Source organism: Leptothrix discophora (assembly GCF_030705305.1).
GTDB classification, from domain to species: domain Bacteria; phylum Pseudomonadota; class Gammaproteobacteria; order Burkholderiales; family Burkholderiaceae_C; genus Sphaerotilus; species Sphaerotilus discophorus.
Genome location: NZ_JAUZEE010000001.1, coordinates 394,042 through 407,787, shown reverse-complemented (window position 1 = coordinate 407,787; position 13,746 = coordinate 394,042). Strand labels below are relative to the sequence as shown.

The 13,746-nt window shown below is 71.7% G+C and carries 14 protein-coding genes; 13 read left to right on the top strand and 1 reads right to left on the bottom strand.

What is annotated here, in order from left to right; all coding sequences use genetic code 11:
* The first annotated feature begins 20 nt into the window (after positions 1–20).
* The 5 genes from Q8X39_RS01795 to Q8X39_RS01775 are packed head-to-tail and all read left to right on the top strand — an operon-like array spanning position 21 to position 6,545.
* Positions 21–2,198, top strand: coding sequence for an alpha-galactosidase (locus Q8X39_RS01795; RefSeq protein ID WP_305747914.1), 2,178 nt, complete (start codon positions 21–23; stop codon positions 2,196–2,198).
* 38 nt (positions 2,199–2,236) lie between these two features.
* Entirely contained in the window at positions 2,237–3,337 is a 1,101-nt protein-coding gene (locus Q8X39_RS01790; protein ID WP_305747913.1) for a UDP-glucose--hexose-1-phosphate uridylyltransferase, read from the top strand.
* 40 nt (positions 3,338–3,377) lie between these two features.
* The gene (galK, locus tag Q8X39_RS01785; RefSeq protein ID WP_305747912.1) at positions 3,378–4,559 is read left to right on the top strand and encodes a galactokinase; all 1,182 of its coding nucleotides are present in this window, start codon (positions 3,378–3,380) and stop codon (positions 4,557–4,559) included.
* A gap of 53 nt (positions 4,560–4,612) precedes the next feature.
* Positions 4,613–5,620: an aldo/keto reductase gene (locus Q8X39_RS01780; protein ID WP_305747911.1), complete on the top strand. Its 1,008-nt coding sequence runs from the start codon at positions 4,613–4,615 to the stop codon at positions 5,618–5,620.
* Positions 5,621–5,669: 49 nt separating this feature from the next.
* The gene (locus Q8X39_RS01775; protein WP_305747910.1) at positions 5,670–6,545 is read left to right on the top strand and encodes an NAD(P)-dependent oxidoreductase; all 876 of its coding nucleotides are present in this window, start codon (positions 5,670–5,672) and stop codon (positions 6,543–6,545) included.
* A gap of 57 nt (positions 6,546–6,602) precedes the next feature.
* On the opposite strand, the gene Q8X39_RS01770 is transcribed toward Q8X39_RS01775, so the two are convergent.
* Positions 6,603–7,634, bottom strand: coding sequence for a M12 family metallopeptidase (locus tag Q8X39_RS01770; protein ID WP_305747909.1), 1,032 nt, complete (start codon positions 7,632–7,634; stop codon positions 6,603–6,605).
* Between the two features lie 192 nt (positions 7,635–7,826).
* Here Q8X39_RS01770 and Q8X39_RS01765 point away from each other — a divergent pair, with 192 nt between their 5' ends.
* From Q8X39_RS01765 to Q8X39_RS01730, 8 genes are all read left to right on the top strand, one after another.
* Positions 7,827–10,301 (top strand): alpha-ketoacid dehydrogenase subunit alpha/beta, encoded by a 2,475-nt coding sequence (locus Q8X39_RS01765; RefSeq protein ID WP_305747908.1) that lies wholly within the window; start codon positions 7,827–7,829, stop codon positions 10,299–10,301.
* 49 nt (positions 10,302–10,350) lie between these two features.
* The gene (locus tag Q8X39_RS01760) at positions 10,351–10,596 is read left to right on the top strand and encodes a lipoyl domain-containing protein (RefSeq protein ID WP_305747907.1); all 246 of its coding nucleotides are present in this window, start codon (positions 10,351–10,353) and stop codon (positions 10,594–10,596) included.
* A 5-nt stretch (positions 10,597–10,601) separates the two neighbouring features.
* A complete protein-coding gene (locus tag Q8X39_RS01755; RefSeq protein ID WP_305747906.1) occupies positions 10,602–11,378 on the top strand; it encodes an alpha/beta fold hydrolase in 777 nt (258 codons plus the stop codon).
* A 20-nt stretch (positions 11,379–11,398) separates the two neighbouring features.
* Entirely contained in the window at positions 11,399–12,403 is a 1,005-nt protein-coding gene (locus Q8X39_RS01750) for a sugar-binding transcriptional regulator (RefSeq protein ID WP_305747905.1), read from the top strand.
* 64 nt (positions 12,404–12,467) lie between these two features.
* Positions 12,468–12,758, top strand: a complete 291-nt coding sequence (locus Q8X39_RS01745) for a nucleotidyltransferase family protein (protein ID WP_305747904.1) — start codon at positions 12,468–12,470, stop codon at positions 12,756–12,758.
* The gene (locus Q8X39_RS01740; RefSeq protein ID WP_305747903.1) at positions 12,755–13,120 is read left to right on the top strand and encodes a HepT-like ribonuclease domain-containing protein; all 366 of its coding nucleotides are present in this window, start codon (positions 12,755–12,757) and stop codon (positions 13,118–13,120) included. The genes Q8X39_RS01745 and Q8X39_RS01740 overlap by 4 nt, the downstream gene beginning before the upstream one ends.
* Positions 13,038–13,487 (top strand): SRPBCC domain-containing protein, encoded by a 450-nt coding sequence (locus Q8X39_RS01735; RefSeq protein WP_305747902.1) that lies wholly within the window; start codon positions 13,038–13,040, stop codon positions 13,485–13,487. Before Q8X39_RS01740 ends, Q8X39_RS01735 begins: the two co-directional genes overlap by 83 nt.
* Before the next feature lie 44 nt (positions 13,488–13,531).
* Positions 13,532–13,744, top strand: a complete 213-nt coding sequence (locus Q8X39_RS01730) for a DUF4287 domain-containing protein (RefSeq protein ID WP_305747901.1) — start codon at positions 13,532–13,534, stop codon at positions 13,742–13,744.
* Positions 13,745–13,746 lie beyond the last annotated feature (2 nt).

Below are 13,746 nucleotides of genomic sequence, written 5' to 3'. Positions count from 1 at the left end.
CCCAGCCGTACCGCCCCTCCATGACCGCCACGCCCCTGCCCAGCGCGCCCGCGCAGTTCATCGCCCTGCACGGCCGCGCCAGCAGCCTGATCCTCGAAGTCCACGCCGACGAGGCGCCGCTGTGGCGCTACTGGGGCCCGCGCCTGCCCGAGGCGACCACGCCCGAGATGCCGCTGCGCGACAGCCGACCGCTGCCCAGCTTCATGCTGGACGTCGACCAGCCGCTGACGGTGGTGCCGACCTTCGGCGTCGGCTGGTTCGGCCAGAGCGCGCTGCTGGCGCACCGCGACGGCCAGGACTTCGCGCAGGCCTGGACCGGCTGCGAGGTCGAGTGGCTCGCGCCCGGCTCGGCCGTCTGCCTGAAGCTGCACGACGCCGTCGCCCGGCTGCGCCTGGACCTGACGCTGCGGCTGGACGGCCCGAGCGACGTGCTGGTCGCGCAGAGCGTGCTGCACAACCTCGGCGACCGCGCGCTGGACGTGCAGTGGCTGGCCGCCGCCACGCTGCGCCTGCCCGACCACTGCGACGCGGTGCGGTCCTTCGCCGGCCAGCATGTGCACGAGTTCCTGCCCCAGGTCGATCCGGTGACGCGCAGCCTGTGGCGCAAGGAAAGCCGGCGCGGCCGCACCAGCCACGACTGCTTCCCCGGTGCCATCGCCACCACGCCGGGCACGACCGCCGACGCCGGCCTGTGCTTCGGCGCGCACCTGGCCTGGTCGGGCAACCACCAGCAGACCATCGAGTGGCTGCACGACGGCATCTACCAGTGGCAGATGGGCGAGTGGCTGGCGCCCGGCGAAGGCCGCCTGCAGCCGGGCCAGTCGCTGCACACGCCCGAGCTGGTCGCGACCTGTTCGATCGACGGCCTGAACGGCATCGCCGCCAACTTCCACGCCGAACTGCGCCGCCGCCTGAACTGGCCGGGCGGCGCGATGAAGCCGCGCCCGGTCCACCTCAACACCTGGGAAGGCTTCTACTTCGACGTGCACCCCGGCCCGGTCCAGGAACTCGCGACCGCCGCGGCCGAGGTCGGCATCGAGCGCTTCGTGCTCGACGACGGCTGGTTCCACGGCCGCCACCATGACCGCGCCGCGCTGGGCGACTGGTGGCCCGACGAGACGAAGTTCCCGAACGGGCTGGGCGAGCTGATCGCCCACGTCCACGCGCTGGGCATGGAATTCGGCCTGTGGGTCGAGCCCGAGATGGTCAACCCCGACAGCGAGCTGTTCCGGGCCCATCCGGACTGGGCCCTGCAGGTCGCCGGCCGGCCGCTGCTGACGGCGCGCAACCAGCTGGTGCTGGACATCTCGCGGCCGGAGGCGGCCGACTACCTGTTCGAGAAGATCTCCGCGCTGCTGACGGCCCATCCGATCGCCTACCTGAAGTGGGACCACAACCGCGACCTCGCGCCGGCCGGCCTGGCCGACGGGCGGGCCGGCTACCGGGCCCAGGTCCACGCGGCCTGGGCGCTGATGGCGCGGCTGCGGGCGGCCCATCCGGCGGTCGAGATCGAGAGCTGTTCCGGCGGCGGCGGCCGGATCGACTTCGGCGTGCTGCGCCACACCCACCGCGTCTGGACCAGCGACTGCATCGACGCGCTCTCGCGCATCGAGATCCAGCGTGGCCTGCTGCAGTTCTTCCCGCCCGAGATCATGGGCGCGCACGTCGGCACCGCGCCCTCGCACACCACCGGCCGCAGCCAGGCCATGCCCTTCCGCGCCGCCGTCGCCCTGCCCGGCCACCTCGGCGTCGAGCTGGACGTGCGCCACCTGTCGGACGACGAGAAGCGCGTGCTGCGCGACTGGATCGGCATCTACAAGCAGCTGCGCGAGCGCCTGCACCACGGCCGCGTCTGGCTGGGCGAAGGCGCCGACGAGCTGGTCTGGCAGGTCCATGGCGACGAGGCCGTGAACGCTCTGGTGCTGCTGGCCTACCGGCCTCAGCCCAGCAGCCTGCGCTACGCGCCGACGCTGCGACTGCCAATGCTGGATGCGGCCGCGCGCTACCGCGTCCGCGAGGTCCTGCCGGCCGGCACCGTGCGCTCGAAGGAGCGCCACCACACGGCGGCCTTCTTCGATGCCATCAACAGCGCCGACGGCCTGTTGGTCGACGGTGCCTGGCTGGCCCATGCCGGCCTGCCGATGCCGCGGGCGCAGGCCGAGACCGCCTTCATCGTCACGCTTGAACGCGTCGCCTGATGCGGTCCGCCGCCGACCCCACGCTTGCCACGCCTGCCATGAACGCCCCCGCCTTCGACCCGACCGAACACTCGCACCGCCGCCGCAACCCGCTGACCGGCCAGTGGGTGCTGGTCTCGCCCCAGCGCAGCAAGCGGCCCTGGCAGGGCCGGCAGGAAGACGCGGCCGACGAGACGCTGCCCTCGCACGATCCCGGCTGCTATCTGTGCGCCGGCAACACGCGGGTCAGCGGCGACGTCAACCCGGCCTACACCGGCACCTTTGTCTTCACCAACGACCATGCCGCCCTGATGCCGGACGTGCCGCAGATGCAGGCCACACCGGCCTCGCCCGACCCGCTGTTCACGGTCGCCTCGGCACGTGGCACCAGCCGGGTGATCTGCTTCTCGCCCGACCATGCGCGGACCTTGCCCGAGCTGTCGCTGGCGGCCATCGGCGGCGTCATCGACACCTGGTGCGAGCAGTCCGTGGAGCTCGGCCGCAACCACCCGTGGGTTCAGGTGTTCGAGAACAAGGGCTCGATCATGGGCTGCTCGCAGCCGCATCCGCACGGCCAGATCTGGGCCACCGGCCACCTGCCCAACGAGGCCGCCGCCGAACACCGCGAGCAGCGCCTCTACCTGGCCCGACAGGGCCGGCCCATGCTGCTGGACTATGCCGAGCGCGAGGCCGCCCTTGGCGAGCGCACGGTGGTGCAGACCGCGCACTGGCTCGCGGTCGTGCCCTACTGGGCCACCTGGCCGTTCGAGACCCTGCTGCTGCCGCGCTTCGCGGTCCAGCGCCTGCCGCAGCTGGACCCGGCGCAGCGGGCCGACCTGGCGGTCGCGCTGAAGGCACTGACCTCGCGCTACGACAACCTGTTCCGCTGCAGCTTCCCGTACTCGATGGGTTGGCACGGCGCGCCCTTCGACGCGGTCGGCGACGACGCGCGGGCCTGGCAGCTGCACGCCCATTTCTACCCGCCGCTGCTGCGCTCGGCCACGGTGCGCAAGTTCATGGTCGGCTTCGAGATGCTGGCCGAGGCGCAGCGCGACCTGACGCCCGAACAGGCCGCCGAGAAGCTGCGCGCGGTGAGCGACGTTCACTACAAGGCATCGGACGTCGCCTCGGACGAGACCTCGGACCCGGCCACGGCCTGAGCCGTCGACATCGCCCCGCCCCACCACAAGGACGCACCCGATGAGCTCCCCCCTGATGACGCGCGTGCTCGCGTCGTTCGCCGACAGCTTCGATGCCGCGCCGACCACCGTCGTGCATGCCCCCGGCCGCGTCAACCTGATCGGCGAACACACCGACTACAACGACGGGTTCGTGCTGCCCTGCGCGATCGACTACCACACGCTGGTGGCCGCCCAGCCGCGCGACGACATGACGGTGCGCGTGGTCGCCAGCGACTACGGCGACCAGCTCGACGAGTTCCGCCTCGACGCGCCCATCCTGCCGGTGCAGGGCCGGGCCGACCAGGCCTGGATCAACTACGTGCGCGGCACCGTCAAGGCCCTGCTCGACGACGGCTGGCCGCTGCGCGGCGCCGAACTCGCCGTGGCCGGCAACGTGCCGCAGGGCGCGGGCCTGTCGTCGTCGGCCGCGCTGGAGGTCGCCATCGCCCAGGCCTTCAAGTCGCTGCAGGACCTGGACCTGAGCCAGACCCGCATCGCCCAGCTCGCGCAGATCGCCGAGAACCGCTTCGTCGGCTGCAACTGCGGGATCATGGACCAGCTCATTTCCGCGCGCAGCACGGCCGGCCATGCGCTGCTGATCGACTGCCGCAGCCTGGACGTGAGCCCCGTCCACCTGGACACCGACATCGCCGTGCTGATCGTGCATTCGCGCGTCAAGCGTGGCCTGGTCGACAGCGAATACAACACCCGCCGCGAGCAGTGCGAGGCGGCCGCCGCGCACTACGGCGTGGCCGCCCTGCGCGACCTCGACGAAGCCCGCCTGGTGGCCGGGCGCGGCGACCTGGACGAACTGGCCTGGCGCCGCGCCCGCCACGTCGTGACCGAGAACCGCCGCACCCTCGATGCCGCGCAGGCGCTGGCCGCGGGCGACATGGTGCGCATGGGCGCGCTGATGGCCGAATCGCATGTGTCGATGCGCGACGACTTCGAGATCACCGTGCCGCCGATCGACCAGCTGGTCGAGATCCTGCAAGGCGTGATCGGCCCGGCCGGCGGCGCGCGCATGACCGGTGGTGGCTTCGGCGGCTGCGTGGTCGCGCTGTTGCCCGAGAACCTGGTCGGCGCGGCCCGCGAGGCCATTGCCGCGCAGTACCGCGCACCCAGCGGCGAGGCGGCCTCGGTCTACGTCTGCCACCCCAGCGCGGGAGCGGGTCCGGTCGCCCTGCACGGTCATGCCTGACGGCCGCGCGGCGGCCTCCCAACCTGTCCACGAACAACGTCCTTGAAACGTCCATGACCCCCAGCCCCTGGCTCGCCGCACCCGACCGCTGCGAGCGCCTGCCCTACCGGCGCTGCGGCGCCAGCGGCCTGAAACTGGGCGCGGTGTCGCTCGGCCTGTGGCACAACTTCGGCGACGTCGACCGTGCCGACACCCTGCGCGAGACCCTGCGCTGCGCCTTCGACCTGGGCGTCACGCACATCGACCTGGCCAACAACTACGGCCCGCCGCCGGGCTCGGCCGAGGAACACGTCGGCCGGCTGCTGAAGCTCGACTTCGCGGCCCACCGCGACGAGCTGATCGTCTCGACCAAGGCCGGCTACCGGATGGGCCCCGGCCCCTACGGAGACGGCGGCTCGCGCAAGTACCTGCTGGGCAGCCTGGACCAGAGCCTGCGCCGCATGGGCCTGTCCCACGTCGACATCTTCTATCACCACCGGCCCGATCCCGACACGCCGCTGGAGGAGACCCTGGCCGCGCTCGACCACGCCGTGCGCAGCGGCCGGGCGCTCCACGTCGGGCTGTCCAACTACCCGCCCGACCGGCTGCGCGAGGCGGCCGCGATCCTGCGTCGGCTCGGCACGCCCTGCCTGATCCACCAGCCGCGCTACAACCTGCTGGACCGTGGCATCGAGGCGGCGCTGCTGCCGGCGCTGGCCGACGAGGGCATCGGCTGCATCGCCTTCTCGCCGCTGGCCCAGGGCCTGCTGACCGACCGCTACCTGGGTGGCCAGGTGCCGGCCGATTCACGCGCGGCCAAGGGCGTGGGCTTCCTCAAGCCGGCCGACCTGACGCCGCAGCGGCTGCGCACCATCGAGGCGCTCGACGCCATCGCCCGTGCCCGCGGCCAGAAGCTCGCGCAAATGGCGTTGACCTGGGTGCTGCGGCATCCGGGCATGACCAGCGTGCTGATCGGCGCGAGCCGGCCGCAGCAGGTCCGCGACGCGGTCGAGGCGGCCCACGCCGCACCGCTGTCGGACGAGGAACTCACGGCCATCGATGCCGCGTTGGCCGCGCCCTGAGCCGCGTCGCCGACACTCCCGGCCTGCACGACTGGCCAGGAGCCGGCCCATGAAGATCGCCCTTGTCGGCCTCGGTGAGGTCGGCCGCATCTACGCCGATGCGCTGCGCGCCGCCGGCCTGGACCTGCGGACCTGCCAGGCGCGGGCCAGCCTGAAGGCCGCCGCCGATGCCGCCGCCGCCGCCTCCGATGCCGATGCCGATGCCGATGCCGATGACACGCTCGGCCCCTGGCTCGCCGACCGCGACTGGATCCTGACCTGCGTGACCGGCTCGCACACGCTGGAGATCACCCGCCGCTGCCTCGCGCTGGCCCGTCCGGGCGCGACGCTGTGCGACCTCAGCACCGCCAGCCCGGACACCAAGCGCGAATCGGCACGGCTGGCCGCCGCCGCTTCGCTGCGCTATGTCGACGTGGCGATCATGGGGGCGGTCTCGCTGGCCGGTGCGCGCACGCCGCTGCTGGCAGCCGGCGACGGCGCGGCCGAACTGGCTCGGTGGATGAGCCAGGCCGGCGCGCGCGTCCAGGTGATCGAAGGGGGACGCCCCGGCGACGCGGTGGCGCTCAAGCTGCTGCGCAGCGCCTTCACCAAGGGGCTGGAGGCCCTGAGCGTCGAGCTGCTGGTGGCCGCCGAGCGGCAGGGCCTGCGCGCCCAGCTGTTCGAACAGCTGCGCGACATCGACCAGACGCCGCTGCAGGACTTTCTGGAGATGCTGGTGCGCACGCACGTCGTGCATGCCGGCCGGCGCGCCCATGAGGTCCACGAGGCAGCCGCCGAACTGGCCCGGCATGGGCCGGCATCGGTGGTGCTGCCGGGCGTCGAGCGACGCTTCCAGCAGACCGCGGCGGCCCGGGCCGAGAGCCCGCCGCCGCAGGCCGCGCCGGACATGGCCCAGGCGCTGGCCTGGCTGCTGTCGCGGCGCTGATCGGACCGGCCGGACCGGCGAGCAGGCCGCGGTCGGTCGTTCCGCGCCCCTTTCGGATCAAGCCGAACGGCGCACCCGCACCGAGTAGTCGCCCACGCCGCTGCGGCGGTTGTAGTGGCGCACCTGCACCCAGTGCCGGCCCGGCATCAAGGCTCGGGCGATGCGGGCATTGCGGCCGATGCCGGAATCGTCGTCCTCGGCGATCAGCGCGGTCGGCGAGTCGGGTCCGAACAGCTTCATCACCACATCGCTCGGCCCTTGCGTATCGACGATGTGCAGGCCGCGCTGCGCGACGGTGAAGGTGTAGAGGTCCTCCTCGCCGAACTGGCCGATCGTGGCGGGCGTGCGCTCGCGCGCATTGACCGCCAGCGTCACCGCGCTGCCCACCGTCGGACCTTGGGCCTTCGGGTACATCCTGGCGCCGGCGACGAATTCCCTGTCCAGCGCCGACAGCACGTGGTTGGCATGCGTGGCGATGCCGTTGGTGGTCCAGGAGGCCGGGAAGAAGTACAGCATGACCGAGTCGGGATCGAACTGCGTGCCGTTGATCTGGTCGGTGGCATAGCGCGCCAGCACGTTGTGGCGGGTCATCGCCTCGGACCAGTTGTTGGGCGGTCCGCCCAGTTCCCGGATCACCACCACCTCGTTCCACTGGATGCCGCCGGCCGGGTTCTGGTGCTCGTGGGCCAGGCCGATGGCGTGGCCGAACTCGTGCGCGGCGGTGCCGCCGTCCTCGAAGCCGAGGTTCATGGTCGGTTGGTCGTAGGGGATGGAGCGGGCGTCGGTGCCGATGTAGGACCAGGCGCCGTCGTCCGGGTTGAAGGCGATGCGGATCTCGGCCTGCGGCGCGTCGTCGAACACGAAGCCCAGGTTGCAGGCCGCCTGCCACCAGCCGGCCTGCACCTGCGCGTTGGCCCGCTCGGCGGCCGTCCCGCCGATGAAGCGCACATGCAGCGTCGAGCCGTTCATCCAGGTCTTGCCGATCGGCGAGATCGCGCGGGTGCGACCGGCCACCTGCATCGTGCCGGCCGGCAGGAACAGCTCGCGCGGCAGGATGCGGTCGAAACAGACATGCGGACGTGGGTTCATGACGTGCTCCTGGGCGCGGCCGCGCCGGTCGGGAAGACCCGCATCTTGAACCGCCCGTGCGACGGCTTGGGTATCGATTCGTTCCGGTGTCCTCGACGGCGAGTTCCCATGGTCCCGATGCGTCTTTTGTTTTCTATGAAAAACAAATGTGCCTAGAATCACACACATCCCACCGACGCCCTGCGACGCACCATGCCCAAGAGCCTGCCCATCGATCCCGCCCTGACCCGCCAGCCCGGCCAGCTGTCTGTGCCGACGATCCCGGTGCATGCCTATGCCCGGGCGCTGGCCGAGGAACGTGACCGGCGGGGCGATGCGGCGTTGCGCGAGGTGCTGCGCCACATGCTGGTGATCCGCGAGTTCGAGACCATGCTCGCGACCTTCAAGGCCAAGGGCGCCTACGCCGACATCGTCTACAACTACAAGGGACCCGCCCACCTGTCGATCGGACAGGAAGGTGCGGCCGTCGGGCAGGCCCTGGGCCTGCAGGTCCAGGACCTGATCATGGGCAGCCACCGCAGCCACGGCGAGTTCATCGCCAAGGGCCTGGCCGCCATCCAGCGGCTCGACGCGGCGGCGCTCGACGCCATCCTGGCCGGCCACCAGGGCGGTGCGCTGCTGGGCTCGGTGCGCCGCCACCTGCCGGGCGCGACGCCGCGTGACGAGGCCGAGCACTTCCTGCTGCTGGGCCTGCTGGCCGAGATCTTCATGCGCGCCAACGGCTTCAACGGCGGCATGGGCGGCTCGATGCATGCCTTTTTCCCGCCCTTCGGCGCCTACCCGAACAACGCGATCGTGGGCGCCTCCGCCGGCATCGCCACCGGCGTGGCGATGCGCCTGAAGCGGTCCGGCAAAGGCGCCATCGCGGTGGCCAACGCGGGCGACGGCTCGACCGGCTGCGGCCCCGTCTGGGAGGCCATGAACTTCGCCGCCATGGCGCAATGCCGCACGCTGTGGGGCGAGGCCGACGCGGCCCCGGCCGGGGGGCTGCCGGTGCTGTTCTTCTTCTCCAACAACTTCTACGCCATGGGCGGCCAGACCGCCGGCGAGACCATGGGCTGGGAACGACTGTCGCGCATCGGCGCGGGCATCAACGCCGAGGCCCTGCATGCCGAGACGGTCGACGGCGTGAACCCGCTGGCCGTCGCCGATGCGGTCGAGCGAGCCCGCGCGAAACTGGTCGCCGGGCAAGGTCCTGCCCTGCTGGACGTCGAGTGCTACCGCTACAGCGGCCACTCCACCAGCGACGCCAACGCCTACCGGACCCGCGAAGAGCTGGCCGCCTGGGAGGCGCATGACCCGATCGCGGTCTACACCGCCGCGCTGGTCGCCGAGGGCCTGCTGGACACCGAGGCCGTCGCCGCGATGCGGGCGCAGGTGGCGCAGACGATCCGCGCGGTCACCGCCGCCGCGGTCGATCCGCAGGTCTCGCCGCTGGTCGACATCCCGGCCGACCCGACCCTGATCGGCCGGCTGATGTTCTCGGACGCGGTCAGCGAACTGCCCGCGACGCCCGCGCCGCTGCTGGCCCCGCTGGAGAGCTGCGCGCGCATCCGCCAGGACGCGAAGAAGGCCCGCTTCGGGCTCGACGCGGACGGTAAGAAGCTCTCGCCGATGCGTGCCATCACGCTGCGCGACGGCCTGTTCGAGGCCGTCCTGCACCACATGGTCCACGACGAGCGGCTGGTCGCCTACGGCGAGGAGAACCGCGAGTGGGGCGGCGCCTTCGGCGTCTACAAGGGCCTGCACGAGGTGATGCCCTACCACCGGCTGTTCAACGCGCCGATCTCGGAGGCCGCCATCGTCGCCACGGCGGTCGGCCATGCGCTGGCCGGCGGCCGTTCGCTGGTCGAGCTGATGTATGCCGACTTCCTCGGCCGGGCCGGCGACGAGGTCTTCAACCAGATGGCCAAGTGGCACGCGATGTCGGCCGGCGCGCTGCGCCTGCCGGTGGTGCTGCGCTGCTCGGTGGGCAGCAAGTACGGCGCCCAGCATTCGCAGGACTGGACCGCGCTGGTCGCCCACATCCCCGGCCTCAAGGTCGTCTACCCGGCCACGCCGCACGATGCCAAGGGCCTGCTGGCGGCCGCGCTGGCCGGCGACGACCCGGTCGTGTTCTTCGAGAGCCAGCGCCTGTACGACACGGTCGAGCAGTTCCAGGGCGGCGGCGTGCCGGCCGGCTACTACCGCCTGCCGCTGGGCCTGCCCGACATCAAGCGCGAGGGCACGGACGTCACCGTGCTGACCATCGGCCCCTCGCTCTACCCGGCGCTGGCCGCCGCCGAGGAACTGCAACACGACTTCGGCCTGTCCGCCGAGGTGATCGACGCCCGCACCCTGGTGCCCTTCGACTACGACGTGCTGCTCGCCTCGGTGCGCAAGACCGGCCGGCTGCTGATCGTCTCGGAAGCCTCCGAGCGCGGCAGCTTCCCGATGACGCTGGCGGCCAACGTCACCCGCTTCGCCTTCGCCGACCTGAAGGCTGCGCCGCGCGTGCTCGGCGCGCCCAACTGGATCGTGCCGGGCGCGGACATGGAGTCGACCTACTTCCCGCAGGCCGACGACATCGTGGACGTCGTCACCACCGAACTCTTCCCCGGCCGCCGCGACGCCCGCCGCGGCGTGCGCGGCTGGGATGATCTGGCGCTCGCCCGGCGCGCGCTCTGAAGCCCCTCCTGAACCTGCCCACCTGCCCACCTGCCCACAAGGACACCCCATGGACATCCCCGTCGTCATGCCCCAGCTCGGCAACGAGATCGAGGAAGCGCTGATCCAGCAATGGCACAAGGCCGTCGGCGAGACCGTCGCGGCCGGCGAGGCGCTGCTGACCATCGAGACCCCCAAGGTCACGATCGACATCGAGGCGCCGGCCGCCGGCGTGCTCAAGGAGATCACCGTGCCCATCGATGAACTGGCCGGCGTCGGCGCGACGCTGGGCCTGATCGACGGCGACGGGGCCTGAGCGCGATGGCGGTGCTCAAGCGCCTCGGCGGCGCCGGTCCGGACGCGGTGCTGCTGCACGGCTACGGCTCGGACAGCCTGTCCTGGGTCGTCAACCAGACGGCGCTGCAGACCGCCGCGACGCTGCATGCGGTCGACCTGCCGGGCCATGGCAGCGCCGACACCGCCGTGGACGACGGCCGCGTCGCGACGCTGGCCGCGCGGGTCGCGCAGGCGCTGGACGCGGCCGGCCTCACGCGCCTGAACCTGGTCGGCCATTCGCTGGGCGGCGCGGTCGCGCTGCGGCTGGCGCAGGTCCGCCCGGACCTGGTCGCGTCGCTGGCGCTGATCGCCCCGGCCGGCCTCGGACTGGGCGTCGATGCCACCTTCCTGGACACCTATCCGGACCTGGAAGATGCCGTCCAGGCCAGCGCACTGATGCAGCGCCTGGTCGTGCAGCCGCGCCTGATCGGCCGTGTGCTGGTCGCCCGCGTGCTGGCCCAGCTGGGCGAGCCCGGCCGGCGCGACGCGCTGCGCCGCATCGCCCAGGCCCTGCGCGACGAGGCCGCCACGCTGGAAGCCACCGCCGAGGCCATCGGCCGCACCCCGCCGACCGCCCTGCCCCGCCTGGTGATCTGGGGCGCGCAGGACCGCATCAACCCACCGGACCCGGACCGGCTGGCCCGCTTCGGCGCCGAGACCGTGCTCGCACCCGAGGCCGGGCACCTGCCGCATGTCGAGTCGGCCGCGCTCGTCAACGAGGCGCTGCGGGCCTTTCTGCAAGCCCGCGCCGCCGCACGCTGAGGCCGGCTGCCACACCATCCATGACCCGACTGCGCCGCAACGCCCCGACCGCACTGAGCGACACCGCCTCGCTGCGGCTGCGCGCGGCCTGGCTCTACTACCACCACGGCCTGACCCAGAAGGACATCGCCGACCGCCTCGGACTGGGCCGCAGCACGGTGGTGCGCATGCTCGAAGAGGCGCTGCGCCGCCACGAGGTCCGCATCTGGATCGACGAGGGCGATGGCGACTGCATCGCGCTGGCGCTGCGGCTCGAACAGGCGCTCGGCCTGGACGAGGCGGTGGTGGTGCCGTCCGCGCCGCAGGGCCCGGGCGCTCAGGACCTCGATGCCACCGCGAAGAACGTCGGCCTGGCGCTGGGCAAGTTCCTGTCCGAGGCGCTGGTCGATGGCATGTCGATCGGTGTCGGCTGGGGCCGCACGCTAACCGCCTCGCTGGCCAGCTTCCGTCCGCCGCGCCACGAAGGCATGCAGGTCATGTCGCTGCTGGGCGGCACGGTCCAGACCGACCATGCCAACCCGGTCGAGTTCGCCTGGCGCCTGAGCAGCCTGCTCGACGCGCGCTGCCACCTCTTCCCCGCGCCGGTGCTGGTCGACAGCCCCGAGACCCGCCGCCTGCTGATCGAACATGCCGGCCTGGCCCCGCTCTACCGCATGGCCGGGTCGCTGGACCTGGCCATCCTCAGCGTCGGCGACGTCGGTCGCGGCGCGAGCGCGCTGGGCAGCCAGCTTGTCACCCCGACCGAACGCACCGAGCTGGCCGCAGCCGGCGCGGTGGCCGACCTGATGTGCAACTTCATCGATGAACACGGGCACAGCGTCGACCACCCGGTGAATGCGCGGGTCATGTCGGTCGGCCTGGACGCGGTCCGCCAGTCCCGCCACGTTCTGATCGCCGCCGGCGGCGCGCACCGCGCCCGCGCCATCCTTGCCGCCCGCCGCCGGGTCGGCTGCGGCACGCTGGTGACCGACGAGTCGGCCGCGACGGCCTTGCTGGAACTTGTCGAGGCAGGCCCGGCGGGGTGAGCCGGGGGAGGCGGGAGGTCGGTATATTCAGTGCACTCCGGCCTTGTGGATGCGACCCGAGACCATGCGCCCCTCCGACGCCCTTGAACACCACCGCGCCACCATCCGCCGCGTCGTGGCCGCCCATCGCGCCGGCAATGCCCGCGTCTTCGGCTCCGTGCTGCACGGCCTGGACTCCGAGTCCAGCGATCTCGACCTGCTGATCGACCCGACCCCGGACACCACGCTGTACGACATCGGCGCCATACGCCTGGAACTGCGGCGCCTGCTTGGCGTCCGCGTGGACGTCCTGACACCCGATGCCTTGCCGGATGCCTTCAAGGCCAAGGTGCTGTCGGAGGCTCGGCCGGTATGACGCTGGATCCGGCTCGCGTGCAGGACGACCTGGGCCACATCGCTGAAGCGATCGAACGCATCCAGCGATACACGGTCGACCTGGACCTGGCGGGCTTCCAGTCCAGCCTGATCGTCCAGGATGCGGTGATCCGCAATCTTGAGGTCATCGGCGAAGCCAGTCGCAACATCGAGCGATCCGACCCGGGCTTCGGGGCGGCACACCCGGAACTGCCACTGTCCATCGCCTACGACATGCGCAACTCTTTGTCGCCCGGCATGACCCATCCGAGGATCCCGAATGAACCCCACTGCCCCCCGCTCCGACACCCGCAGCCTGCTGGTCCCCGCGACGCCGTCGGAGGTCTATGCCGCCATCCGTGACCCGGCGCGGATCGCGCGCTGGTGGGGGCCGGACGGCTTCACCAACACCGTGCATGTCTTCGAGTTCGTCGAGGGCGGCCTGTGGACGCTGACCATGCATGGCCCCGATGGCAAGGACTACCCGAACGAGAGCCGCTTCGTCCGCATCGAGCCGGACCGCTGCTTCGCGATCGAGCACGTGCAGGGTCACCACTTCATCCTGACGCTGGAACTGGAGGCCCGAGATGACGGCACCCTCGTGCACTGGCAGCAGACCTTCGACACGGTCGAGCACTACCAGGCCATCGCGTCCTTCGTCGCCACGGCCAACCAGCAGAACCTGGAACGGCTGGCCGCCGAGGTGAAGCGCGGCATCGCGGCGGCCTGAGCAGCGGACGCGTCCAAACCACCCGTCACCACAGGAGCCACGACATGCCCGCAGCAGAGAAGATCAAGGGTCCGGCCTCGTATTTCCCTTCAATTGAGAAGACCTACGGCCAGCCGATCGATCACTGGATGGCGATCCTCAAGGTGGCCGGCCCGCTCAAGCACATGGAACTGGTCACCCTGCTGAAGTCCGCCCACCAGATCGGCCATGGCCACGCCAACGCGCTGGTGGCCTGGTTCCTGGCGCAGCCGCGCTGACC